We start from the raw sequence: 24547 nt of genomic DNA, 5'->3' as shown, positions 1-24547 counted from the left end.
GCCTCTGAACGCCGACCCCGGCGGCGATGCGGCGGAACGTGCACTGTAAGCGCTTGCAGTAGACTGGGGGGATGACTTCCGCAGAGACCGCTGAGCGCACGGACGCGTTCCTCGCCCCCATCGGCGGCGAGTGGTGGCGCACCGCCGTCATCTACCAGATCTACCCCCGCTCCTTCGCGGACGCATCCGGTGACGGCATCGGCGACCTGCCCGGCATCACCTCGCACCTCGACGACCTGCAGCACCTCGGCATCGACGCGATCTGGCTGAGCCCGTTCCAGCGCTCGCCCCAGAAGGACGCCGGCTACGACGTCAGCGACTACTGCGACGTCGACCCGCTGTTCGGCACGCTGGCCGACTTCGACGACATGCTCGCCGCGGCCCACGCGCGCGGCATCCGCGTCATCGTGGATCTGGTCCCCAACCACTCGTCCGATCAGCACGAGTGGTTCCAGCAGGCCCTCGCCGCCGCCCCCGGCAGTGTCGAGCGGGCGCGCTACATGTTCCGCGACGGCCGGGGCGAGAACGGCGAGCTGCCGCCCAATAACTGGGAGTCCGTCTTCGGCGGCCCGGCCTGGACGCGCATCGTCGAGCCGGGCGGCGAGCCCGGCCAGTGGTACCTGCACCTCTTCGACTCGTCGCAGCCCGACTTCGACTGGTCCAACGAGGAGGTGCGCGAGGAGTTCCGCCGCATCCTGCGCTTCTGGCTCGACCGCGGCGTCGACGGCTTCCGCGTCGACGTGGCGCACGGCCTGGTGAAGGCCGAGGGCCTGCCCGACTACATCCCGAACCCCGACGCGGGCTCGATGGGCGGCGAAGAGGAGAACGTGCCGTACTGGGGCCAGGAGGGCGTGCACGAGGTGTACCGCGACTGGCGCAAGATCCTCGAGGAGTACCAGGGCGACCGCGCCCTGGCCGCCGAGGCGTGGCTGCCGACCGCCGACCGCACCGCGGAGTGGGTGCGCTCGGACGAGATGCACCAGGCGTTCAACTTCCCGTACCTGCAGACCGAGTGGAACGCCGCCGACCTGCGCAAGGTCATCGAGGTGTCGCTGCGCGCGTTCCCCGGCGTGGGCGCTCCGAGCACGTGGGTGCTGTCGAACCACGACGTCGTCCGTCACGCGTCGCGCCTGGCGCTGACCGCGGAGAACCCGCAGGGTCACGGCATCGGTCCGGAATCCCCCGGCCAGCCGATCCCCGAGGTGGGTCTCGCCCGCGCCCGCGCGGCGACGACGCTCATGCTCGCCCTCCCCGGCTCCGCCTACCTGTACCAGGGCGAGGAGCTCGGCCTTCCCGAGGTCATCGACATCCCCGGCGACGCCCGTCAGGATCCGACGTGGTTCCGCACGAACGGCGAGCGGTACGGCCGCGACGGCTGCCGCGTGCCGATCCCGTGGAACGCGGATGCCCCCGCCTACGGCTTCAACGACAGCGGGGCGTCCTGGCTCCCCCAGCCCGCCGAGTGGGCCGCGCTCGCGCGCGACGCGCAGAACGGCGTCGCCGGCTCCACGCTGGAGCTGTACCGCACGCTGCTGGCCGAGCGCCGCGCCCGGGGCCTCGGCGCCGGTTCGCTGGAGTGGATCGAGGGCTACGGACCGGACGTCGTCGCATTCCGCAACGGGAATGTCACCGTCATCGCGAACACCGGTTCCACGCCGATCGCCCTCACGAGCGGTATCGTGATCGCGGCGAGCGGTCCGGTCGCCGATGGGGAACTGCCGGGCGACACGACGGTCTGGCTCGTCAACGGCTGAGGCCGATCCGGCGGGGACGCCGGTCGCCACCGGGGGTGAGGTCCCCCGGCGGCGCGCGAGCGGACATGCGGTCCGCGCCGCGAGACAGAGGAGGACGACGTGGTCAGCATCGACGAGGTCGCCCGCGCCGCGGGCGTCTCGACCGCGACCGTCTCGCGCGCGCTGAGCGGGCGCGGTCATGTCTCGGCCGGCGCGAAGGCCAAGGTGGAGGCGGCCGCCAAGGACCTCGGCTACGTCGTGTCGGCGTCGGCGTCCAGCCTCGCCTCGGGCCGCACGCGCAACGTGGGCGTGCTGGTGCCGTTCCTCGACCGCTGGTTCTTCTCGACGGTGCTCAGCGGCATCGCCTCCGCGCTGATGCGCCGCGGCTATGACATCACGCTGTACAGCCTCACCGCCGACCGCGCCGAGCGCCATGACGTCTTCGACACGTTCCTGCGCCGCCAGCGCGTGGACGGGGTCATCGCGATCTCGCTGGAGCTCGGCGAGGAGGAGACCGAGCGCCTGCTCGAGCTCGACCTCCCGGTCATCGCGATCGGCGGCCCCAACCCGCACCTGACCACGCTCACCGTCGACGACGTCGCCGTGGCACGCCTGGCCACCGAGCACCTGCTGGCGCTCGGGCACCGCGAGATCGCGCACATCGGCGCGAGCCCCGAATTCGACATCGACTTCCACATCCCGACGCAGCGCCGGCAGGGCTTCGAGCAGGCGCTGGCGGATGCCGGCATCCCGGCCCGCCCCGCCCTGTACGAACCGGCCGACTTCACCATCGAGGGCGGGTTCCGGGCGGCCAAGCAGCTGCTGGGCAAGCCCGGCGGGCGTCCCACCGCGATCTTCGCGGCGTCCGACGAGATGGCGATCGGCGCGCTGCTGGCTGCGCGCGACCTCGGGTACCGCGTTCCCGAGGACCTCTCGGTGATCGGCGTCGACGGCCACGAGCTCGGCGAGTTCTTCCGCCTCACCACGGTCGACCAGTTCCCCCGCGGCCAGGGCGAGCGGGCCGCCGACGCGATCCTCGAGGCGCTGGAGTCGACGGATGCCGAGGCCCCCACGCACCGGCCGGGCGAGCTGCCCTTCGAGCTCATCGTGCGCGGCTCCACGGCGCGCCTGGCGGACTGATCCAGGCCCTTCCGGGAGGCGCCGGAGGCGCGGCTAGGCTCGGGTCATGACCCTCGACCTCGAAGCGCTCTACATCGATCTGCACCGGCATCCGGAGCTTTCCTTCCAGGAGACCCGCACGGCGGGGGTGATCGCGCAGCACCTCACCGAGCTCGGCGTCGAGTTCGAGGAGGGCATCGGCAAGACGGGCGTGGCCGCGGTCATCCGCAACGGCGAGGGGCCCGTGGTGTGGCTGCGCGCCGACATGGACGCGCTGCCGGTGCCCGAGCAGACCGGGCTCGAGTACGCCAGCACCGCGCGTGGCACCGACCCGGCGGGCAACGACGTCCCCGTCATGCACGCGTGCGGTCACGACATGCACGTCACGGCCCTGCTGGGCGCCCTCGAGCGTCTGGTCGCCACGAAGGACGAGTGGGCGGGCACGGTGGTCGCCGTGTTCCAGCCCGCCGAGGAGTACGGCGCAGGGTCGCAGGCGATGATCGCCGACGGCGTGCTCGACCGGTTCCCGAAGCCCGACATCGTGCTCGGCCAGCACGTCACCCCGCTTCCAGCAGGCACCATCGGCGTGCGCAGCGGCACGCAGATGGCGGCATCCGACGGCCTGACCGTCACCCTGCTGGGTCGCGGCGGCCACGGCTCGCGCCCGCAGGCGACGATCGACCCCGTCGTCATGGCCGCGGCCACCGTGATGCGCCTGCAGACGATCGTCTCGCGCGAGGTCGACCCGCGCGACGTCGCCGTCGTGACGGTCGGATCGATCCACGCGGGCCTCAAGAACAACATCATCCCCGCCGAGGCCAAGCTCGAGCTCAGCCTGCGCTACCCCGACGACGAAGCCCGCGCCAGCGTGCTCGAGAAGGTCGAGCGCATCGTGCGCGCCGAGGCGCAGGCCTCCGGCGCCGAGGAGCCGCCCGTCATCGTCACCGACCACACGCTGCCCCCGACGATCAACGACGACGCCGCGACCGCCCGCCTGATCACCGCGTTCGACACCGCCTTCGGCGAGGGCACCGTCATCGACCCGGGCATGTTCACCGGCAGCGAGGACGTGTCGTGGTTCGCCCGCGAGGCCGGCGTGCCGCTGGTGTTCTGGTTCTGGGGAGGCGTCGATCCCGTGGCGTTCGCCGAGGCGTCCGCCGCCGGCACCGTCGAGCGCGACATCCCGACGAACCACTCGCCGTTCTTCGCCCCGCTCATCCAGCCCACGCTCGGCCGCGGCGTCGACGCGCTCGTCGTGGCCGCGCGCGAGTTCCTCGGGTCACCCGCCGAGTAACGAGGGCGGATCCGGCGGCGCCTCGCTTCGTCTCGCTCCGCTCGCTCAGCGACCGGACGTCCGTCGATGGCCCCACCATCGGGAGGTCCGGACTCCGGTCCCTGAGCGAGGGAGCGCAGCGCACACCGGTCCCCGAGCGAGGCAGCGCAGCGCACACCGGTCCCCGAGCGAGGCAGCGCAGCGCACACCGGTCCCCGAGCGAGAGAGCGCAGCGACCGAGACGAAGGGTCAGCCCGGGAGAAGCGGCGGGGGCGGAGGCGCGGCATCCGGTGTCACCGGCTCACGCGCGTCGATCAGGCGCTGCCCCGACAGCAGACCGGGCAGACCGCGCCGGTCGTCGGTGGTGAGCACCAGCACGAACGACAGCAGCGCGAACACGCCGGCGACGAATCCCCACGCTCCGGGGAGCGCGCTGATCACCAGGTACCCGCCGATGCCGCCCGCGAACCGCAGGAATCGGGCGAGGCCGATCGGGAGCTCGCCGCCGGTGAACCGCAGCTGCACGGCATGGTCGCCGATCGTGCGGCCGGTCGCGAGCGTGACCACGAACCACACCACGATCGGTGCGACCCCGGCCACCGCCGATGCCGCCGATCCGTCGCGCATCGCGGCATCCGCCCCCATCAGGTGCAGCATCACCTGGAACACCACGGCGACCGCCAGGGCCGTGAGCCACGCGGCGAGCACATCGCACAGCATGCCCAGCAGGCGCCGGCGGCGCGTGACGGGGCGGGGCGTCTCGGCATCGGGGAAGCGCGGCGTGCCCCACAGCCGCCGGGGGACGGCCAGCGCGAGCACCGACCCGATGACGGCGCCCAGCGTATTGGTGAGGAGGTCGTCGACGTCGAACACGCGGTAGGCGCACGGGTACAGGCCCCACACCCCGGTGAGCTGCGTCGTCTCGACGAACAGCGAGATGCCCAGCCCCACCAGCAGGGCGGTGGGGATTCCGCGTCCCGCGAGCACCCGCAGGAAGAAGCCGAGCGGCACGAACAGCAGCACGTTCAGCAGGAGCTGCAGGACGGCCGGATCGCTGATGGTGCGACCAGGACGGCCGATCGCCCCGCGGATGTCGTCCACGAAGGCGAGGATGTCGAGGTTCACGCCGGCGCAGCGGATCCCCGCGGGGTCGGGCAGCGGCAGCAGGGTGTACGTCCAGATGGCCATGAGGTAGATCAGCGCCGCCGCCCACAGCACGAACCTGCCCGCGCCGAATCCGCCCTGGCGGCGATAGCTCAGCGCGACGAAAGGAACGAACAGCAGCACGGCCACGACGACGCCCGCGGTGATCGCGAGCACGCCGAGGATGATCTGGTCCTGCACCCTACGAGTTTCCCAGACGGACCAGGCGTAAGGATTTCGTGAGGATGCCCGTATGGATGCATCCTCACGATCTCCTCGCGGGTAGCCTTACCCGCCGTGACGAACGAAAGCCGGGAGCCGTCGGTCGACGAGACCCCGATCGCGAAGCGGCTCATTCTGGGGGATCCGCTCGCGTCCACCGACACCGACGAGCACCTGCTTCCGAAGCGGATGGCGCTGCCGATCTTCGCGTCCGACGCGCTGTCGTCGGTCGCGTATGCGCCGCAGGAGCTGCTGCTCATCCTCCTCACCGGAGGGCTCGCCTTCCTCGCCTTCGCCCCCTGGGTCGCCGCAGCGGTCGTGGTCCTGCTGATCGTCGTCGTGATCAGCTACCGCCAGCTCATCAAGGCCTACCCGTCGGGCGGCGGCGACTACGAGGTCGCCCGCAAGAACCTCGGCGAGATCCCCGGCGTGATCGTCGCGTCGGCGCTGGCCGTCGACTACGCGCTCACCGTCGCCGTGTCCGTCGCCTCCGGCGTCGACAACATCATCTCGGCGCTGCCCGGCCTGAACCCGTTCCGGGTCGAGTTGGCGGTCGGCTTCGTCATCCTCATCGTCATCGTCAACCTCCGCGGCGTGCGGGAGGCCTCGCGCGCCTTCGCCATCCCGACGTACGTCTTCATCGGGTCGGTCGGCGTCATGATCGTCGTCGGGCTCTTCCAGATCGCGACGGGCAGCCCTCCCGTCGCCTCGAGCGCCCAGTACGGCGTCGAGACGCAGAGCCTCACCCAGGCGGCCGTCATCCTGCTGGTGCTCCGTGCGTTCTCGAGCGGCTGCTCGGCCCTCACCGGCGTCGAGGCCGTCTCCAACGGCGTGCAGGCGTTCCGCAAGCCGAAGATCCGCAACGCCCAGTCGACCCTCGCGATGATGGGCGGGATCGCGATCCTGCTGTTCGCGGGGCTGACGGCGATCGCGCTCGTGTCGGGCGTGCACTACGCCGAGAACCCGTGCGACCTCATCGGCTTCGACTGCGAGAGCAACCCGCAGCCGAGCCTCATGGCCCAGGTGTCGTCGGCCGTGTTCGGCATGAACTCCATCCCGTTCTTCATCATCCAGGCCGCCACGGCGGTCGTGCTGCTGCTGGCCGCCAACACCGCGTTCAACGGGTTCCCGCTGCTGGGATCGGTCCTCGCCCGCGACGGCTACGCGCCGAAGGCGCTGAACACCCGCGGCGACCGCCTCGTGTACTCGAACGGCATGATCATCCTCGGCCTCGTCGCGATCGGCGTGCTGATCGTCTACCAGGCCAACCTCACGAACCTGATCCAGCTGTACATCATCGGCGTGTTCGTGTCGTTCACGCTCGGTCAGGCCGGCATGATCCGGCACTGGACCCGCGGCCTCCGTGCGATCCAGGCGCTGCCCGCGGACGAGCGGGCGAGCAAGGCGACCCGCGCCGACCAGTTCAGCTACCGCAAGGGCCTGATCATCAACTCGCTCGGCGCGACGATGACGGCGTCGGTGCTCGTGATCGTGACCATCACCAAGTTCACGCACGGCGCGTGGCTGGTGTTCCTGGCGATCCCGATCCTGTCGTTCCTCATGATCGGCGTGCACCGGTACTACCGCGACGTCGAGCACGAGATCGAGATGGACGACACGACCCACTTCGGCTCGACCGGCGACGTCGCCCTGATCCTCGTCAACAAGCTGCAGAAGCCCGTCGTGAAGGCCGTCGACTACGCGCTGGCCGCCAAGCACGAGAAGACCTTCGCGGTGCACATCTCGGTGACGAAGGAGGACGCCGCGCAGCTCGAGGCGGAATGGCGCGCACACCGGATGCCGATCCCGCTGAAGATCATCGAGTCGCCGTACCGCACCTACGCCAGCCCGATCGCGGAGTTCGTCAAGAAATACCGCGAGGAGCACGGGTCGGCGGTGGTCACGGTGTACCTGCCGCAGTACATCGTCGGGCACTGGTGGGAGTCGATCCTCCACAACCGGCGCGCGCGGCGGATCGCGCAGCAGCTCATGCTGGTGCACGGCGTGTCGATCACGCTCGTGCCGTGGCTGCTGGATTCGTCCGAGCTCATCTACGGCAGACGGTCACGGTCGCTCCCGGGCGACGACCGCGCCGGGCGGGCTGCGGCCCCCCAGGTGGAGTCGCACGGCCGGCGCGCCGTGCGACCGGCAGGGCCTCCCGAGAAGGTCGACGTACCGGCGGCGGCCGAACCCAAGTAGCGCGCGACCGGTGTGCGGCGCCGCTCGACGGTGACGACGGCGCCGGGAGGCGGCATCCCGCGTAGCCTTGAAGGGTGACCGCTTCCGCACCTGCCCCGACGCCGGCCGTCGTGCTCGACGCCGCCGCGCTCCGCGAGGACTTCCCGCTCCTCGGAGAGCGCGTGAACGGCCAGCGCCTGGTGTACCTCGATTCGGGTGCGACCAGCCAGAAGCCGCGGGCGGTCATCGACGCCGAGGTGGACTTCCTCACCCGCGCGAACTCCGCCGTGCACCGCGGCGCGCACACCCTCGCCGCCGAGGCCACCGAGCTGTTCGAGGACGCCCGCGTCACCGTGGCAGGGTTCGTCGGTGCGCAGCCCGAGCAGCTGGTGTGGACGAGCGGGGCGACGGCAGGACTCAACCTCGTCGCCTACGCGATCGGCAACGCGTCTCTCGGGCGCGGCGCCCCCGAGAGCGCGCGCTTCGCGCTGCGCCCGGGCGACGAGATCGTCGTCACCGAGATCGAGCACCACGCGAACCTCATCCCGTGGCAGGAGCTGTGCGCCCGCACCGGCGCGGTGCTGCGCCACATCCCGGTGCACGACGACGGCACCCTCGACATGGATGCCGCCACCGCCCTCATCGGCGAGCGCACCCGCGTCGTCGCCTTCACGCACGTGTCGAACGTGCTGGGCATCGTGAACCCGGTCGCCGAGCTCATCGCGCTCGCGCAGGGCGTGGGCGCACTGACCGTGCTGGACGCGTGCCAGTCGGCGCCGCACCTGCCGCTGGATCTTCCTGCGCTGGGCGTGGACCTCGCCGTCTTCTCGGGACACAAGATGCTCGGCCCGTACGGGATCGGCGGTCTCTACGGCCGGTCCGACGTGCTCGAGGCGCTGCCGCCGTTCCTCACCGGCGGCTCGATGATCACCACGGTCACCCTCGACGAGGCGTCGTACCTGCCGCCGCCGCAGCGGTTCGAGGCGGGCACGCAGCCGGTGTCGCAGGCGATCGCCCTCGCCGCCGCCGTGCGCTACCTCGACGGTGTCGGAATGGATGCCGCGCACGCGCACGAGAAGGCACTCGAGGCGCGCATGGCTGAAGGCCTCCGCACGATCCCCGGTGTGCGCCTGCTCGGCGATGCTTCGGCCGGCACAGCAACCGGGCAGCAGGCGGAGCGCGTCGGGCTGTGGGCCTTCGACGTCGAGGGCGTGCACGCGCACGATGTCGGCCAGTTCCTCGACGCGCGCGGCGTCGCGGTGCGGGTCGGCCACCACTGCGCCCAGCCGCTGCACCGCCGATTCGGCCTGACCGCGTCGGTGCGGGCATCCACCGCGCTCTACAACACCGCCGACGACGTCGACGTGTTCCTCGATGCGCTGTCGGGCGTGAGGGCCTTCTTCGGAGCGGACGCATGAACGACCTCGAATCCCTGTACCAGGAGCTGATCCTCGATCACTCCAAGCGCCCGCACGGCAAGGGCCTGGCCGCCGAAGATGGCCGCGTGGCCACCTCGCACCAGCGCAACCCGATCTGCGGCGACGAGATCACCCTCCGCGTGCAGCTGTCCGACGACGGCGCCGACGTGACCGGGGTCAGCTGGGACGGCGCCGGCTGCTCCATCTCGCAGGCCTCGGCGTCGATGCTCGCCTCCCTGATCGAGGAAGAGGAGCGGATGCCGAAGGCCGAGGCATCCGCTCTCATCGACGGCTTCCGCGAGGCGCTGCGCTCGCGCGGCGCGATCGCGCTCGACGAGGAGGTCTACGGCGATGCCGCCGCGCTGTCGGGGGTGTCGAAGTTCACGGCCCGCGTGAAGTGCGCCATGCTCGCGTGGGTGGCGTTCGAGGACGCGTCGGCCCGCGCCTGATCTCAGTCGCCGCCGGCGACCGGATGCGTGCGGTGCACGGTGATGTCTCCGTACCCCGCCCGCGCGTACAGCTCGACGGTGCCCTCGCCCTCCACCGGTCCGGTGGCGGCGGCGAGCTCGTTGCGCACCACGCCGTGCTGGCTGGAGGCGTCGACCCAGCACGCGGTCCCCGAGCGCACGCCCAGCGTCACCGCGCCGTAGGACGCCTCGACCCGGGCCGTGCCGCCGTTGAGGTCGCCGATCCGCACGGCTCCGTACGCCGAGCGCACCGTGAGGGCGGGCCCCGGGTCGCCGAGGTGCACGACCCCGCTGGAGGTCGCGATGTCGGCGACGCCCGAGACGGAGCCCACGTCGATGCCGGCATCCGATCCCTTCAGGCGCAGCGCACCGTCGACGATCCCGATGCGGGCGCGCCCGGACTGGATGCTGACGTCCGCATCGCCCCGCACGTGCTCGACGCGCAGCTCGCCGTGGCCGAGGCCCAGGTCGGCGCGGCCGGTTCGTTCGAGGGTCGCATCGCCGTAGTCGAGCGCGATGCGGGCGGTGCCGACGGCGCCGGCCACCCGGATCGAGCCGTACTTGAGCGCCAGCGACACGTCGGAGCCCTGCGGCACGCGCACCGACACGTCGACCGAGTCGCCCGAGCCGAACAGGTTGAAACGCACCGGCCCGACGATGCGCAGGTCGGAGCCCGCGTGCGTCACGCGCACCGCATCGGCGGCACTGCGATCACCGCCGCGGTGAGGGTTGGCGGGTGCGACGTCGACAGTGAGATCGCGGCGGTGCTCGGCGACGACGTCGATCCGGCCCATCTGCAGCTCGATGCGGATCGCGACCGGCCCCGACACGGGGTACGTGCTCATGAGCGCACCCAGCCGGTGTACGCGGAGCTGCTGTTGCGCGCCGGCGGTGCCGGATCGAGCGCGGCCGACACGGCGCGTACGAGCCAGGCGTTGAGCGAGAGCCCGTCGGCTCCGGCGGCCGTCTCGGCGCGCAACTTGAGCGAGTCGGGCAGCCGCAGGGTGGTGCGGGCGGTCGCGTCGTCGGCGTCGTCGGATGCCGCCCCTCCGGCGTCGCCGGCAGGCACCGACCCGCTCGGGTTCGCGGTCGCCTCGGCGGGCGCCGTGTCCGGGCCGGGCCGCGTCACCACGAAGTCGACCTCGCGCCCGCGCAGGCGCACGTCGACCGAACCCGGTGCGAGCTCGCGGGTGATCTCGCCCGCCGCCTCCGAGAGCGCCTCGAGGATCGCCAGCCGCGCCGCGGGCTCGAGGGCTGCGGCCAGCCTCTCGGCGACCTCGCCCGCCTCGGCCCCGCCCGAGGCGGCGGCGAGCTGACGCTGGAGCTCCTCGACGTGGGTCCCGATCTGCATGACGTCATGGTGACACCACTCTGATGTCGCGTCAATGTCGGGGTGGTGCCGTCAGGGGATCGTGAGCGTCCGCGAGCAGGACGTTCGGATTCCGTGAGGACGACGCAGACGGCATCCGCTGCGGGGTTGCATCGAATCCGGGTCCGCGGCACTGCGGACCGCCGCGCGGCCGATACCGCCGGAACGCACCCACCGGGAGTCCCTGTGCTCGATGTCATCTACCTCGCCCTGACGCTCGCGCTGTTCGCGCTCGTCGGCCTGATCGCCAAGGGGGCGGAGAAGCTGTGATCGTGTTCTCGCTCCTGGGCGCCGCCCTCGGCGTCGCCGCGATCGTCTACCTCGTGGTCGCCCTCGTGAAGCCGGAGAAGTTCTGATGGATGCCGCCACGGTGTGGACCGGCATCCTCCAGATCGCCACCGTCCTGTTGATCCTCGCGTTCCTGTACCGCCCGCTCGGAGACTGGATCGCCCGCACGTACACCGCTGAGAGGGACTGGCGCGTCGAGCGCGGCATGTACCGCCTCGTCGGCGTCGACCCCCGCTCCGAGCAGACCTGGCAGGCCTACGCGCGCGGCGTCCTGGCGTTCTCGGCGATGGGCGTGCTCTTCGTCTACGCCCTGCAGCGCTTCCAGGCGGTGCTGCCGTACTCACTGGGGCTGCCGGCCGTCCCCGAAGGCCTTGCCTTCAACACGGCGGCGTCGTTCGTGGCCAACACGAACTGGCAGTCGTACTCGCCCGAGCTCACGATGGGCTACACGGTGCAGCTGGCAGGACTGGCGGTGCAGAACTTCGTGTCGGCGGCCGTCGGCATCGCCGTCGCGATCGCCCTGGTGCGCGGGTTCTCGCGCCGCGGATCCGCGACGATCGGCAACTTCTGGGTCGACCTCACCCGGGGACTCACGCGCCTGCTGCTTCCGCTGGCCGTGATCTCGGCGATCGCGCTGGTGATCGCCGGCGTGACGCAGAACGTCAACGGATTCACCGAGGTCGGCACGATCGCCGGCGGCACGCAGTCGATCCCCGGTGGTCCGGTGGCCTCGCAGGAGGCGATCAAGCTCCTCGGCACCAACGGCGGCGGCTTCTTCAACGCCAACTCGGCGCACCCGTTCGAGAACCCCACGCCGTGGTCGAACGTGCTCGAGATCCTGCTGATCCTCGCGATCCCGGTCGCGCTGCCCCGTGCCTTCGGCCGCATGGTCGGCGACAACCGCCAGGGCTACGCGATCCTCGCGGCCATGGGGTCGATCGCGGTCGTCTCGATCGCGGCCGTGACGTGGCTGGAGTCGCTGGGCCTGGGCACCGCACCGCAGCTGGCAGGCGCGGCGATGGAGGGCAAGGAGGCGCGGTTCGGCATCTTCGGCTCGACCTTGTTCGCCGGCGCGACCACGCTCACCTCGACCGGCGCCGTCAATTCGATGCACGACTCCTACACGGCGCTGGGCGGCATGATCCCGATGATCAACATGATGCTCGGCGAGATCGCGCCCGGCGGGGTCGGCTCGGGGCTGTACGGGATGCTGGTGCTCGCCGTCATCGCGGTGTTCGTCGGCGGCCTGCTGGTCGGTCGCACCCCCGAGTACCTGGGCAAGAAGGTGGGGCCCACGCAGATCAAGCTCGCGAGCCTGTACATCCTGGTGACCCCGACCCTCGTGCTCGCGGGCACGGCGCTGAGCTTCGGCATCCCGGCCGTCCGCGCCGACATGGAGTCGACGTCGATCTGGAACCCGGGTGTGCACGGGCTCGGCGAGGTGCTCTACGCGTTCACCTCGGCGGCCAACAACAACGGCTCCGCGTTCGCAGGGCTCACGGCGAACACGCCCTGGCTGAACACGGCGCTGGGCGTCGCGATGCTGCTCGGCCGGTTCATCCCGATCGTCCTGGTGCTGGCGCTGGCTGGTTCGCTCGCCGCGCAGCGGTCGGTGCCCTCCACGATGGGCACGCTCCCCACCCACCGCCCGCAGTTCGTCGGCCTCCTGGCCGTCGTCTCGGTCGTCATCACCGCACTCACCTACTTCCCCGTTCTCACGCTGGGTCCCCTGGCGGAAGGGCTCGTCTGACTCATGTCCACCGTTTCGTCTCGCTCCGCTCGCTCAACGACCGAGAGGTCGGCGACCAGCACCGGCCCGATCCCGGGCACCATCCCTCCCCAGCCCTCGCGCGACCGCGCGTTCAGCGCCGCGCAGCTGTGGGCCGCCCTGCCAGGGGCGCTGCGCAAGCTGAACCCGGCGGCGCTGTGGCGCAACCCCGTCATGTTCCTGGTGTGGGTCGGCGCGGCACTGACCACCGTGATCGCGGTCGCCGAGCCGTTCCTCGGCGGCCCGGAGGCCTCCGGAGGCACCGAGGTGCCGTTCGGGTTCACGTGGGGCATCGCGGTCTGGCTGTGGCTCACCGTGCTGTTCGCGAACCTCGCCGAGTCGGTGGCCGAGGGCCGCGGCAAGGCGCAGGCGGCGACGCTGCGCAAGACCCGCACCTCCACCGTCGCGCAGCGGGTGACCGCTTACGACGCGAAGGCGGATGCCGCCGCCGACCGCGCCGAGACCGTCGAGGTCTCGTCGGCCGACCTGCGGCTGGGAGACGTCGTCATCGTGACGGCCGGCGAGCTGATCCCGGGCGACGGCGACATCGTGCACGGCATCGCCACGGTCGACGAGTCGGCCATCACCGGCGAGTCCGCGCCGGTCGTGCGCGAGTCCGGCGGTGACCGCAGCGCCGTCACCGGCGGCACCCGGGTGCTCTCGGACCGCATCGTCGTGCGCATCACCTCGAAGCCCGGCGAGACGTTCGTGGACCGCATGATCGCGCTCGTCGAAGGCGCCAGCCGCCAGAAGACGCCGAACGAGATCGCGCTGAACATCCTCCTGGCGAGCCTGTCGATCGTGTTCGTCGTCGTCGTGCTGACGCTCAACCCGATCGCGTCGTACGCGGCGTCGCCGGTCAGCATCCCCGTCCTGGTGGCCCTGCTGGTCTGCCTCATCCCGACGACAATCGGCGCACTCCTCTCGGCGATCGGCATCGCCGGCATGGACCGTCTCGTGCAGCGCAACGTGCTGGCGATGTCGGGGCGCGCCGTCGAGGCCGCCGGCGACGTCACGACCCTGCTCCTGGACAAGACCGGCACGATCACCTACGGCAACCGCCGCGCCTCGGACTTCGTCACGATGCCCGGCGCCACCGACGAGGAGCTCGCCCGGGCCGCGGCCCTGTCGTCACTGGCCGACCCCACTCCCGAGGGCGTCTCGGTGGTGGAGCTGGCCGCTGTCCGCGGCATCCGCGTCACCGCCCCCGACGGCGCCACCACCGTCCCGTTCACGGCGCAGACCCGCATGAGCGGCGTCGACCTCCCGGACGGCACCCAGGTGCGCAAGGGCGCAGGGTCGGCGGTGCTGGCGTGGCTGGAGGCATCCGGCTCGCCCGTCCTCGCCGACACCCGTGCGCGGCTCACCGGGGAGACCGACGCGATCGCCCAGTCCGGCGGCACGCCGCTCGTCGTCGCCACCCTTCGTCGGGCTCAGGGACCGGAAGGGGAGGACGGCGCAGGGCGCGTGCTCGGCGTCGTGCACCTCAAGGACATCGTCAAGGACGGCCTGCGCGACCGGTTCGCCGAGCTGCGCGAGATGGGCATCCGCACGGTCATGATCACCGGCGACAACCCGCTGACCGCACGCGCCATCGCCAAGGAGGCCGGCGTCGACGACTTCCTCGCCGAGGCGACCCCCGAAGACAAGCTCGCACTCATCAAGCGCGAGCAGGAGGGCGGCAACCTCGTCGCGATGACCGGCGACGGCACCAACGACGCGCCGGCTCTCGCACAGGCCGACGTCGGCGTCGCGATGAACACGGGCACGTCGGCGGCGAAGGAGGCCGGCAACATGGTCGACCTCGACTCCGATCCGACCAAGCTCATCGACATCGTGCGCATCGGCAAGCAGCTGCTCATCACGCGCGGCGCGCTGACGACGTTCTCGCTGGCCAACGACATCGCCAAGTACTTCGCGATCATCCCCGCGATGTTCATGGGGATCTTCCCGGGGCTGGCCGCGCTGAACATCATGCAGCTGAGCTCTCCGGCATCCGCGGTGACCAGCGCGATCATCTTCAACGCGATCATCATCGTCGTGCTCATCCCGCTGTCGCTGCGCGGCGTGAAGTACCGCCCCGCCGGCGCCTCGCAGATCCTCAGCCGCAACCTGCTCGTCTACGGGCTGGGCGGCGTCATCGCCCCGTTCATCGGCATCAAGCTCATCGACCTCGTCGTGAGCCTCATCCCGGGCTTCTGAGTCCGGAGCCCGACAGGAGACACCATGTCCACCACCACCCGCACCACCGTCCGCACCGCAGGGGTCGCCCTCCGCGCGATGCTCGTCCTCACGCTCGTCCTGGGTGTCGGCTACACCCTCGTCGTCACCGGCATCGGCCAGCTCGCCCTCCCGTGGCAGGCGAACGGGTCGCCGGTGCAGGACGCCGGCGGCGACACCGTCGGGTCCGCGCTCATCGGGCAGTCGTTCACGGATGCCGACGGCGCCCCGCTTCCCGAGTACTTCCAGTCCCGTCCCTCCGCGGCCGGCGACGGCTACGACGGCGGCGCGTCCAGCGGCTCCAACTGGGGACCGGAGAACGCCGACCTCATCTCGGCGATCACGGAGCGCCGGGCCGCGATCGCCGCGTTCGAAGGCGTCGACCCCGCCGCCGTGCCCGCCGACGCCCTGACCGCGTCGGGATCTGGGCTGGACCCGCACATCAGCCCCGCCTACGCCCTGCTGCAGGTTCCTCGTGTCGCCGAGGCGCGCGGCCTCGACGAGGCGCAGGTGCGCGACCTCGTCGAGGCCCGCATCCAGCAGCGCGATCTCGGCTTCCTCGGTGAACCGCGGGTGAACGTGCTCGAGCTGAACCTGGCCCTGGACGCCCTCGGCCGGTGATGCGTTTCGTCTCGCTGCGCTCGCTCAACGACCGAGACGAGTCCCGCAAGGGACTCCCGGTCGTTGAGCGAGGGAGCGCAGCGACCGGGACGAGTCCGCAAAGGGACTCCCGGTCGTCGAGCGAGGGAGCGCAGCGACCGGGACGAATCCCGCAAGGGGCTCCCGGTCGTCGAGCGAGGGAGCGCAGCGACCGGGACGAGTCCCGCAAGGGGCTCCCGGTCGTCGAACGAGGGAGCGCAGCGACCGAGACGAGTCCCGCAAGGGGCTTCCGGTCGTCGAACGAGGGAGCGCAGCGACCGAGACGAGTCCCGCAAGGGGCTCCCGGTCGTCGAGCGAGGGAGCGCAGCGACCGGGACGAGTCCCGCAAGGGGCTCCCGGTCGTCGAGCGAGGGAGCGCAGCGACCGGGACGAGTCCCGCAAAGGGCTTCCGGTCGTTGAGCGAGGGAGCGCAGCGACCGAGACGAAACGCGTCAAAGGACCCTGGAGACATAAGGTGACGACATGAAGCGCGGCAAGCTGCGGGTGCTCCTCGGGGCGGCGCCCGGCGTCGGCAAGACGTACGAGATGCTCGAAGAGGGCCGCCGCCTCGCCGAGGACGGGCGCGACGTCGTGATCGCGGTCGTCGAGACCCACGGTCGTGCCGCCACCGCGGCGCTCACCGAGGGCCTGCCCGTCGTGCCGCGCACCGTGGTCTCACATCGCGGCGTCGAGCTCACCGACATGGATCTCGAGGGCGTGCTGGAGCGGCATCCCGAGATCGCCCTCGTCGACGAGCTCGCCCACACCAACGCGCCCGGTCTCGTGCACACCAAGCGCTGGCAGGACGTCGCGTCGCTGCTGGATGCCGGCATCGACGTCATCACGACCGTCAACGTCCAGCACATCGAGTCGCTCGGCGGCGTGGTCGAGCAGATCACGGGCGTCGCGCAGCGCGAGACGGTGCCGGATGCCGTCGTCCGCGGCTCCGACCAGATCGAGGTCGTCGACCTCTCGCCGCAGTCGCTGCGCGATCGCCTCTCGGCGGGACTGGTCTACCCGGCGGAGCGGATCGACGCCGCGCTGTCGAACTACTTCCGGCTGGGCAACCTCACCGCCCTGCGCGAGCTGGCGCTGCTGTGGCTGGCCGACGAGGTCGACAGCGCGCTGAAGTCGTACCGGGCCGAGCACGGCATCGAGGGCACCTGGCAGGCGCGGGAACGGGTCGTCGTCGCTCTCACCGGCGGACCCGAGGGCGAGACGCTGCTGCGCCGCGGCGCCCGCATCGCGGCGCGCTCGGCCGGCGGCGAGCTGCTCGCGGTGCACGTGTCGAGCCAGGACGGCCTGCGGGCGGGCGACCCGGGGGCCCTGGCCGCGCAGCGCGCGCTGGTCGAGTCGCTCGGCGGCACCTATCACCAGGTCGTCGGCGACGACATCCCCCGCTCGCTCGTGGACTTCGCCCGCTCGGCCAACGCCACTCAGCTCGTGATCGGCGTGAGCCGGCGCGGCCGCCTCGCGGCGGCGCTCACCGGCCCCGGCATCGGGGCGACGGTGATCCGGGAGTCCGGCGACATCGACGTGCACATCGTCACGCACGCCGCCGCGGGCGGCCGGTTCCCGCTCCCCCGCATGACCGGCGGCGCGCTGAGCGTCAAGCGCCGCGTGCTCGGCTTCGCGCTCGCGCTGATCGGCGGCCCGCTGCTGACGTGGCTGCTGGTCTCGATCCGCAGCGACGACACGATCACGAGCGATGTGCTTGCGTACCAGCTGCTCGTCGTGCTGGTCGCCCTGGTGGGCGGCATCTGGCCGGCGGTGTTCGCCGCCGTGATGTCGGGGCTCACGCTCAACTACTTCTTCGTCCCGCCGTTCTACGCCGTGACCATCGCGGACCCGCGCAACGTGTGGGCGCTGGTGCTGTACGTCGTGATCGCCGTGCTCGTCAGCTTCATCGTCGACCGCGCCGCGCGGGCGGCGCGGGCAGCGCGCCGCGCCGAGGCGGAGGCGGAACTGCTGGCGAACGTGGCCGGCAGCGTGCTGCGGGGCGACTCGGCGGTGCCCGCGCTCATCAGCCGCACCCGCGAGTCGCTGGGGCTCGCCGGCGTCCGCCTGGTCGACGCGGACGGATCGGTCCTGGCCACCGACGGCGAGCCCGTGCGCGACGGACGCTACGACGCGGTGACCGTCGCCCGTCGCAACGGCGGACCGCCCGCGATGCTCGAGCTGCACGGACACGTGCTCGACGCGTCCGAGCGGCGCCTCGTCGACGCCGTGGCGGCGCAGCTGTCGGCGGCGCTCGAGCACACCGACCTCGCCGCGACCGCGCGCGAGGCGGGAGTGCTGGCCGAGACCGACCAGGTGCGCAGCGCCCTGCTCTCCGCGGTGAGCCACGACCTGCGCCGTCCGCTCGCGGCGGCCGTCGCCGCGGTCGGCGGGCTGCGTGCCGCCGGGCCCCACCTCTCACCCGAGGACCGTCGCGAGCTGCTCGCGACGGCCGACGAGTCGCTCGCGACGCTGTCGGCCCTGGTCACCGATCTGCTCGACGTCAGCCGCGTGCAGGCGGGTGTGCTCGCCGTGTCGCTGCAGGCCGTCGACAGCGCCGGGGTGGTGCTGGCGGCGCTGGACGAACTGGGCGCCGGCCCCGACCGGTTCGAGCTCGCGCTCGACCCCGACCTCCCCCTCGTGGAGGCCGACCCTGTGCTGCTGCAGCGCGTGCTGGTGAACGTGCTCGCCAACGCGTCGCGGCACTCACCGCCGGGCTCCCACGTGCGGGTGTCGACCAGTCGCCTGGGCCGCACCGCCGAGATCCGGGTCGTGGACCACGGCAGCGGCGTCGCGCCGGAGCGCCGCGACGACATGTTCACCCCGTTCCAGCGCCTCGGCGACACCGACAACACCACGGGCCTCGGCCTCGGACTCGCCCTGTCGAAGGGGTTCACCGAAGGCATGGGCGGTACGCTCGCCCCCGAGGACACGCCTGGCGGGGGCTTGACGATGGTCATCGCGCTCCCCGTCGCCGGCGAGTCCGTCCGATCGAACGGAGTCGCCCTGTGAAGGTCCTCATCGCCGACGACGACCCCCAGCTCGTCCGCGCGCTGCGCATCACGCTCGCCGCGCACGGCTACGACGTCGTCGCCGCCCCCGATGGCGCGGCCGCGGTGGCCCTCGCCGCCAAGGAGCATCCCGACATCGTGATGGTGGATCTCGGGATGCCGCGCCTGGACGGCGTGCAGGTGATCGAGGCGCTGCGGGGCTGGACGACGGCCCCCGTCATCGTGGTGTCGGGACGCACGGGCTCCGCCGACAAGGTGGAGGCGCTGGATGCCGGAGCCGACGACTACGTCACCAAGCCGTTCCAGATCGACGAGCTGCTGGCACGGCTGCGGGCGCTCTCGCGGCGTGCGGGTGCGGCATCCGGGACTCCCGTGGTGACCTTCGGGGACGTCGTGGTGGACCTGTCGACGAAGTCGGTCACGCGCGCGGGAGACCGCGTGCACCTGACTCCGACGGAGTGGCGGATCCTCGAGTTCCTCGCCCGCAACCCCGGTTCGCTGGTGACGCGGCAGGCGCTGCTGAAGGACATCTGGGGCACCGAGCAGGTCGCCGACACCGGCTACCTGCGCCTGTACATGTCGCAGCTGCGCAAGAAGCTCGAGGTCGACCCGGGACATCCGGCGCACCTGCTCACCGAGTCGGGCATGGGGTACCGGCTGATGGCCGACACCGCGGCCTGATCCGGCTGTCGCCGAGCCTCCGCCCACCGCGCAACGCGGTGTCCGATCACCGCCAGACCGCGCCGCGGGGTGCGTCCGAGACTGGACGCGTCCCCCACGAAAGGCGGCTCCGATGGGCGCTCTCACCACGCTGGATGCTCACACGGCCATCTCCCCCGCGATCCTGTACTTCGGCACCCCGGTGTCGGTGCTGTCGACGGTCGACGAGGACGGGCATCCCAACCTCGCCCCCAACTCCTCGGTGTGGTGGCTCGGCCAGACCGCGGTCATCGGAACCTCGGCACGCAGCCAGACCGGCCTCAACCTGCTGGCGACCGGCGAGGTCGTCATCAACCTGCCGTCGGCCGCCGAGGTCGACGCGGTCGACCGGCTCGCCCTGACCACCGGGCGCTCCCCGGTGTCGCCGCGCAAGCAGGCGGCCGGCTATCGCCACGTGGCCGACAAGTTCGCCCACGCCCGGCTGCATCCGGTCGCGTCCGAGACCGTGACGCCGCCCCGCGTCGCGGAGTTCCCGGTGCACCTGGAGGGCACCGTCGTGGCGCGGCATCCGCTCGGCGGCGTGGCCACCCCGGCCGACGCGAGCATCCTCGCGGTGGAGGTCGCGATCACCCGGGTGCACGTGCGCGAGTCGCTGCGGCTCGCGGGCCACGCGAACCGCATCGACCCCGAGCGGTGGCATCCGCTGCTGCTGAGCTTCCAGCGGTTCTTCGCGCGCGGCGACGAGGCGATGCCGTCGCGCCTGGCGTCGATCGACGAGGAGTGGTATCGCGGCTGAGGGCGGTCAGCCCTGCGCCGCAGCACGGCGAGCGCGCCGTGCCGCGACGCGCAGGCCGATGCGCCGACCGATCTGCAGCTGGACGTAGAGCGTCGCGATGCCGGCGATGAACAGGCCCGCGAGGTTCACGAGCAGCTGCACCACCGAGCTCAGCGCCTCGTCCCACGCCCCGACGGCGAGCGTGACGCCGAGCGTCCCCACGGCGGGCACGGTGGTGATCGAGATGAACACGCCCACCAGGGCCGACGACTTCGACGTGGTCAGCGACAGCACCCCGGCGATGCCGGCGAGCAGCGCGATGACGAACGACCACGCGTCGGGCGAGACGATGAACTCGGTCGCAGCCCCCGTGGTGGCCTGCTCGAAGGTGATGAGCCCCAGGCCGTAGGCGACCGCCCACACGCCCCAGGCGATCACCGCGCTCACGGCGAGGCCGCCGAACAGCGTGACCGACGCCATGCCCGCGATCCCGCGCTTGCGTCGCACGACGGCGTAGCAGATCGCCGCGAGCGGGGCGAACTCGGGACCGACCACCATCGCCCCGATGATGAGGATCGGCTGGTCGAGCACGCGCCCGATCCCCGCGATGAGGGTCGCCAGCAGCAGGAAGGCGAAGAAGGCCCACGACGGACGGGCGTCCTCGCGGGACCGGTCGGCCAGCTGCGCCCACAGCACGCCGTCGGCGGGATGCCCGGGCGCGGCGCGTTCGGCCGCGTCGGCGGCATCCGAGAGCACCGCGATCGGCTCGCTCACGACGATCGAGCCGTGCGCGGGCACGCCGGCGTGGCGGAGCATGCGCATGACGTTGTTGGCGTTCTCGCGCGCGAGCTCGAAGTGGATGAGATCTCCGGTGCCGGAGGCGGCCACGCCAGGGACGTAGACGATGTCGCTCACGGTCGGCTCGTCACGCAGGCGCGTGCGCAGCTCCTGCGCGAGCTCATGGGGTGCGGTGACGCGGACGGTGAGCATGCGGCCATCCTCCCGTGCCGCCGCCCGCGACGCCGTCAGCCGGCGTGAGTGTCCCGTGAGGATCGTGGGACCGGGTGCGCGGGCGGTGTCAGCGCCGACCTCGTCGCCCCGTGGTCCGCTACCGGATCAGCCGAGACCCTGGCGCTCCTCGCCCGCGGCGGGGGCGGCATCCCCTGCCACCGGCTTGGACGAGAGCCCCACCGACCCGGCATGCGGGTCGCCCGAGAGCGCCGCGGCGACGGCGACGGACTCGTCGACGTCGGGGTACTGCGGGCGCAGCTGCACCGGGGTGCGGCGGCGCTGCTCGCGCTTGGCCTTCGACGCGGCCGCCCAGAGGTTCAGCGCCTCGACGAAGATCGCGAACGCCATCGGGCCGTAGATGAACGCCTTGTCGATGTGGAACCCGAAGCCCTCGGCGATGAGGAACACGCCGATCAGCAGGAGGAACGACAGCGCCAGCATCTTGACCGTGGGGTGCTTGTTCACGAACGCGAAGATGTAGCGCGAGGCGAAGAGCATGATGCCGAACGACAGCACCACGACCGTGATGATGACGACGAGGTTCTCGGTCATGCCGACGGCGGTGATCACCGAGTCCAGCGAGAAGACGAGGTCGAGCACGAGGATCTGGGCGATGACCGACCCGAACGTGATCGCCTTGGCGCCGCCGGCGCCGTGCTCCTCCTCGGCGCCCTCGAGCTTGTGGTGGATCTCGGTGACCGCCTTGTAGACGAGGAACAGCCCGCCGGCGATGAGGATGAGGTCCTTCCATGAGAAGCCCATCTCGCCGATGAAGAAGACGTCCTCCTTGAGAGTGACGATCCACCCCGCGAACAGCACGAGGACCACGCGCATCAGCATCGCCAGCGTGAGACCCAGGTTGCGGGCCTTCGCCTGCTGCTCCTTGGGGAGCTTGGACGCGAGGATCGAGATGAAGATGACGTTGTCGACGCCGAGCACCACCTCCAGCACGAACAGCGTCAGGAACACGGCGATCAGATCGGGCGTGAAGGCGAAGGAGAAGTCCACGGGGCCATCGTAGGCGGCGCACTCTGCGGCCCTCCGGGAACGGCGCCTGGACGTCACCCCCCAACAGCCTGGGCATCACCCGCCCATTCCCCTGCGGCCATATGGACCTGCGTAGTGTGGGCACCAGCGATCGGCATCCGCCTGTGGCTCCGCGTCGACCGGGCGGTCGGCATCCGACCCAGAGCAGGTGCGATCATCGCCACCGTCACCACTGTCGCAGCCGAGTCGCGACTGGGCCCCATCCGCCAGACGTATGCCGGGACCGAGACCTTCCCGCCCGTCGCCCGCGCGTACACCGAGGTGTCGCAGGTCGTCCGCGAGACCGGCCTGCTCCAGCGTGCGCGCTGGTTCTACGCCCTCGTCGGCGCCGCGCTCGTGGTCGCCTTCGGCGGCGCGATCACCGGCTTCATCCTGCTGGGCGACACCTGGTACCAGCTGCTGATCGCAGCAGCCCTCGGCATCCTGTTCACCCAGGTCGCGTTCCTCGCGCACGAGGCCGCCCACCGGCAGATCCTCGTCTCGGGACCCGCGAACGACCGGCTCGGGCGATTCCTCGCCGCCGGGATCGTGGGGATCAGCCTCTCCTGGTGGAACAACAAGCACAATCGCCACCACGCGAACCCCAACCGGGTCGGCAAGGACCCCGACATCGAGGTCGACACCATCCGATTCCTCGACGAGGACGCCGCGAAGGTGGGCCGCCTGGGCGCGCTCATCACCCGCAAGCAGGGGTGGCTGTTCTTCCCGCTGCTCACCCTCGAGGGCCTGAACCTCCACGCGCACGCGCTGCGGCACCTGGTCTCGCGCGGCGAGGTGAAGGGCCGGTGGATCGAGCTGTCGCTCATCGCCGCACGTTTCGCGCTCTACCTCACGCCCCTGTTCCTCTTCCTGCCGGTCGGCATGGCGTTCGCGTTCCTCGGCGTGCAGCTGGCCGTGTTCGGCGTCTACATGGGCGCCTCCTTCGCACCGAACCACAAGGGGATGCCGATCATCGCGGCCGACGCGAAGCTCGACTTCTTCTCCAAGCAGGTGCGCACGTCCCGCAACATCCGCGGCGGCTGGTGGGCGACCGCCCTCATGGGCGGCCTCAACTACCAGGTCGAGCACCACCTCTTCCCGAGCATGGCGCGGCCCTACCTCTCGCGGACCCGCGAGATCGTCATCGAGCAGTGCCGCACGCGCGGCGTGCCGTACACCGAGACGACGCTGCTGCAGTCCTACGCGATCGTCATCGACTACCTGAACCGCGTCGGCCTCGCCGCCCGCGACCCGTTCGACTGCCCGATGGTCAACCGCTTCCGCAGCGCCTGAGCCGCTGCGGGCGAGGGACGCCTCACACCGTCTGCAGGAAGATGGCTGAGCGGATGCCGCGAGCGGCGGCATCCTCCCACAGCGCCTCCGTGCCGACGTCGGGAATCGTCTGGACTCCTTCGACCACGCAACGGCGCACCGCCGCCACGCTCACTCCCGCTCCTCGTCCTGCGGTGCGGTCGCGGGTCGTCGATCCGCCTGCGGAGACGACCATTCGGCGAACTCGGCCTCGACGCGCGCGCAGCGATGGGCCCATGTGATCGTGGCGAGCAGCATCACGCCACCCCCTCGCCGGTGGTCCCGCAGCGGGGGCGCACATCGCCCACCGAGACCACGCCGGCGCACGGCACAGTGACGAGGTCCCCCGATCGCAGATCGCCGGGAAGGATCATGCCGACGCCCGGCACGGGAACGCCGGCGGCGTCCGTCAGCGCGAAGCGGCGATCACGCACGTCGGACACGCGGCCGATCAGTCGGGCCTCGTTCCAGCACGGCGTGGCCGCGTCGAGCACCGCGTCCAGCACGACGACCGGTGTCGGATCGACGCGCCACCCGGCTGCGGCATCCGATTCGAGCACCTCGACGACCGAGACCGTCAGCACCGCCACGGTGTCGGAGGTGGACGCGATGCCCCCGGAGTGGGGGATCACGGCCGCGCCCGTCATGACGCACGGCGTGCCGCACAGCTCGACGTACCGCAGGACGGAGATCCCGGTGACGGTCACGTCATCGACGGCGGGCAAGGCGCCCGCGGGCCAGAGCTCGCGTGCGAAGGGCGAAGGGATGCTGTGTCTCAGTGTGGGCAGGAGCGACGTGAGTGTCATGCATCCGGTCTATGCCGAGTGCGACCTGAGGGTATGCGCCCTCACGAGACGTGAACGGCCGGGCGACGGATCCTGACGCGCGCCATACTCGGACGGCGGTGCGGATGCCTCGG

General features: G+C 71.5%; 22 protein-coding genes. 15 read left to right on the top strand and 7 right to left on the bottom strand.

The features are described 5' to 3' along the window. Positions 1–71: 71 nt before the first annotated feature. From AC1DDU_RS07750 to AC1DDU_RS07740, 3 genes are all read left to right on the top strand, one after another. Entirely contained in the window at positions 72–1754 is a 1683-nt protein-coding gene (locus AC1DDU_RS07750; protein WP_477432702.1) for a glycoside hydrolase family 13 protein, read from the top strand. A gap of 99 nt (positions 1755–1853) precedes the next feature. Continuing rightward, positions 1854–2873, top strand: coding sequence for a LacI family DNA-binding transcriptional regulator (locus tag AC1DDU_RS07745; RefSeq protein WP_477432700.1), 1020 nt, complete (start codon positions 1854–1856; stop codon positions 2871–2873). A gap of 46 nt (positions 2874–2919) precedes the next feature. After that, positions 2920–4146 carry an amidohydrolase gene (locus AC1DDU_RS07740; RefSeq protein WP_477432698.1) on the top strand — a complete coding sequence of 409 codons (1227 nt, stop codon included), beginning with the start codon at positions 2920–2922 and terminating at the stop codon, positions 4144–4146. 228 nt (positions 4147–4374) lie between these two features. Here the strand turns inward: AC1DDU_RS07740 and AC1DDU_RS07735 are convergent, their stop codons facing one another. Then, on the bottom strand, positions 4375–5469 hold the full coding sequence (locus AC1DDU_RS07735) for a VanZ family protein (protein WP_477432696.1): 1095 nt from the start codon (positions 5467–5469) through the stop codon (positions 4375–4377). 153 nt (positions 5470–5622) lie between these two features. Between AC1DDU_RS07735 and AC1DDU_RS07730 the strand changes: the two genes are divergently transcribed. The 3 genes from AC1DDU_RS07730 to sufU all read left to right on the top strand — a co-directional run bounded on the left by AC1DDU_RS07730 (position 5623) and on the right by sufU (position 9535). Beyond that, positions 5623–7689: an APC family permease gene (locus AC1DDU_RS07730; RefSeq protein ID WP_477433465.1), complete on the top strand. Its 2067-nt coding sequence runs from the start codon at positions 5623–5625 to the stop codon at positions 7687–7689. A gap of 74 nt (positions 7690–7763) precedes the next feature. After that, positions 7764–9086: a SufS family cysteine desulfurase gene (locus tag AC1DDU_RS07725; protein ID WP_477432694.1), complete on the top strand. Its 1323-nt coding sequence runs from the start codon at positions 7764–7766 to the stop codon at positions 9084–9086. Next, complete coding sequence (gene sufU, locus AC1DDU_RS07720; protein WP_477432692.1) at positions 9083–9535, top strand: Fe-S cluster assembly sulfur transfer protein SufU; 453 nt, start codon at positions 9083–9085, stop codon at positions 9533–9535. Before AC1DDU_RS07725 ends, sufU begins: the two co-directional genes overlap by 4 nt. A gap of 2 nt (positions 9536–9537) precedes the next feature. Here sufU and AC1DDU_RS07715 read toward each other — a convergent pair whose 3' ends face one another. Next, positions 9538–10398, bottom strand: coding sequence for a DUF4097 family beta strand repeat-containing protein (locus AC1DDU_RS07715; protein ID WP_477432690.1), 861 nt, complete (start codon positions 10396–10398; stop codon positions 9538–9540). After that, complete coding sequence (locus tag AC1DDU_RS07710) at positions 10395–10904, bottom strand: histidine kinase (RefSeq protein WP_477432688.1); 510 nt, start codon at positions 10902–10904, stop codon at positions 10395–10397. The genes AC1DDU_RS07715 and AC1DDU_RS07710 overlap by 4 nt, the downstream gene beginning before the upstream one ends. 93 nt (positions 10905–10997) lie before the next feature. Here AC1DDU_RS07710 and AC1DDU_RS07705 point away from each other — a divergent pair, with 93 nt between their 5' ends. From AC1DDU_RS07705 to AC1DDU_RS07670, 8 genes are all read left to right on the top strand, one after another. Then, entirely contained in the window at positions 10998–11192 is a 195-nt protein-coding gene (locus AC1DDU_RS07705; RefSeq protein ID WP_477432686.1) for a hypothetical protein, read from the top strand. Next, a complete protein-coding gene (gene kdpF / locus AC1DDU_RS07700; protein WP_477432684.1) occupies positions 11189–11278 on the top strand; it encodes a K(+)-transporting ATPase subunit F in 90 nt (29 codons plus the stop codon). The genes AC1DDU_RS07705 and kdpF overlap by 4 nt, the downstream gene beginning before the upstream one ends. Beyond that, positions 11278–12960 carry a potassium-transporting ATPase subunit KdpA gene (gene kdpA / locus AC1DDU_RS07695; RefSeq protein ID WP_477432682.1) on the top strand — a complete coding sequence of 561 codons (1683 nt, stop codon included), beginning with the start codon at positions 11278–11280 and terminating at the stop codon, positions 12958–12960. The genes kdpF and kdpA overlap by 1 nt, the downstream gene beginning before the upstream one ends. Before the next feature lie 3 nt (positions 12961–12963). Then, entirely contained in the window at positions 12964–15180 is a 2217-nt protein-coding gene (gene kdpB, locus AC1DDU_RS07690; protein ID WP_477432680.1) for a potassium-transporting ATPase subunit KdpB, read from the top strand. Between the two features lie 24 nt (positions 15181–15204). Continuing rightward, on the top strand, positions 15205–15819 hold the full coding sequence (gene kdpC / locus AC1DDU_RS07685) for a potassium-transporting ATPase subunit KdpC (protein ID WP_477432678.1): 615 nt from the start codon (positions 15205–15207) through the stop codon (positions 15817–15819). A 501-nt stretch (positions 15820–16320) separates the two neighbouring features. Continuing rightward, positions 16321–18846 (top strand): sensor histidine kinase, encoded by a 2526-nt coding sequence (locus AC1DDU_RS07680; RefSeq protein WP_477432676.1) that lies wholly within the window; start codon positions 16321–16323, stop codon positions 18844–18846. Then, the gene (locus AC1DDU_RS07675; RefSeq protein WP_477432674.1) at positions 18843–19526 is read left to right on the top strand and encodes a response regulator; all 684 of its coding nucleotides are present in this window, start codon (positions 18843–18845) and stop codon (positions 19524–19526) included. The genes AC1DDU_RS07680 and AC1DDU_RS07675 overlap by 4 nt, the downstream gene beginning before the upstream one ends. 112 nt (positions 19527–19638) lie before the next feature. Next, the gene (locus tag AC1DDU_RS07670) at positions 19639–20301 is read left to right on the top strand and encodes a flavin reductase family protein (protein ID WP_477432672.1); all 663 of its coding nucleotides are present in this window, start codon (positions 19639–19641) and stop codon (positions 20299–20301) included. A 6-nt stretch (positions 20302–20307) separates the two neighbouring features. Here the strand turns inward: AC1DDU_RS07670 and AC1DDU_RS07665 are convergent, their stop codons facing one another. Next, the gene (locus AC1DDU_RS07665) at positions 20308–21270 is read right to left on the bottom strand and encodes a DUF389 domain-containing protein (protein WP_477432670.1); all 963 of its coding nucleotides are present in this window, start codon (positions 21268–21270) and stop codon (positions 20308–20310) included. Positions 21271–21396: 126 nt separating this feature from the next. Further along, positions 21397–22299, bottom strand: coding sequence for a TerC family protein (locus AC1DDU_RS07660; protein ID WP_477432668.1), 903 nt, complete (start codon positions 22297–22299; stop codon positions 21397–21399). 171 nt (positions 22300–22470) lie between these two features. Between AC1DDU_RS07660 and AC1DDU_RS07655 the strand changes: the two genes are divergently transcribed. After that, positions 22471–23610, top strand: a complete 1140-nt coding sequence (locus tag AC1DDU_RS07655; RefSeq protein WP_477433463.1) for a fatty acid desaturase family protein — start codon at positions 22471–22473, stop codon at positions 23608–23610. Positions 23611–23632: 22 nt separating this feature from the next. On the opposite strand, the gene AC1DDU_RS07650 is transcribed toward AC1DDU_RS07655, so the two are convergent. Further along, on the bottom strand, positions 23633–23824 hold the full coding sequence (locus AC1DDU_RS07650) for a hypothetical protein (protein ID WP_477432666.1): 192 nt from the start codon (positions 23822–23824) through the stop codon (positions 23633–23635). Positions 23825–23885: 61 nt separating this feature from the next. Then, positions 23886–24434, bottom strand: coding sequence for a hypothetical protein (locus AC1DDU_RS07645; RefSeq protein ID WP_477432664.1), 549 nt, complete (start codon positions 24432–24434; stop codon positions 23886–23888). Positions 24435–24547: the final 113 nt, after the last annotated feature.

This window comes from Microbacterium sp. 05T445 (assembly GCF_056395865.1).
Note: the sequence above shows the minus strand (reverse complement) of the source record. Positions and strands in the feature narration are given on the sequence as shown.

Coding starts and splice junctions, on each gene's coding strand:
- AC1DDU_RS07750 (WP_477432702.1), top strand. CDS start 72: ATGACTTCCGCAGAGACCGCTGAGCGCACGGACGCGTTCCTCGCCCCC.
- AC1DDU_RS07740 (WP_477432698.1), top strand. CDS start 2,920: ATGACCCTCGACCTCGAAGCGCTCTACATCGATCTGCACCGGCATCCG.
- sufU (WP_477432692.1), top strand. CDS start 9,083: ATGAACGACCTCGAATCCCTGTACCAGGAGCTGATCCTCGATCACTCC.
- AC1DDU_RS07715 (WP_477432690.1), bottom strand. CDS start 10,398: ATGAGCACGTACCCCGTGTCGGGGCCGGTCGCGATCCGCATCGAGCTG.
- AC1DDU_RS07710 (WP_477432688.1), bottom strand. CDS start 10,904: ATGCAGATCGGGACCCACGTCGAGGAGCTCCAGCGTCAGCTCGCCGCC.
- kdpA (WP_477432682.1), top strand. CDS start 11,278: ATGGATGCCGCCACGGTGTGGACCGGCATCCTCCAGATCGCCACCGTC.
- kdpB (WP_477432680.1), top strand. CDS start 12,964: ATGTCCACCGTTTCGTCTCGCTCCGCTCGCTCAACGACCGAGAGGTCG.
- kdpC (WP_477432678.1), top strand. CDS start 15,205: ATGTCCACCACCACCCGCACCACCGTCCGCACCGCAGGGGTCGCCCTC.
- AC1DDU_RS07680 (WP_477432676.1), top strand. CDS start 16,321: ATGAAGCGCGGCAAGCTGCGGGTGCTCCTCGGGGCGGCGCCCGGCGTC.
- AC1DDU_RS07670 (WP_477432672.1), top strand. CDS start 19,639: ATGGGCGCTCTCACCACGCTGGATGCTCACACGGCCATCTCCCCCGCG.
- AC1DDU_RS07665 (WP_477432670.1), bottom strand. CDS start 21,270: ATGCTCACCGTCCGCGTCACCGCACCCCATGAGCTCGCGCAGGAGCTG.
- AC1DDU_RS07650 (WP_477432666.1), bottom strand. CDS start 23,824: ATGGTCGTCTCCGCAGGCGGATCGACGACCCGCGACCGCACCGCAGGA.
- AC1DDU_RS07645 (WP_477432664.1), bottom strand. CDS start 24,434: ATGACACTCACGTCGCTCCTGCCCACACTGAGACACAGCATCCCTTCG.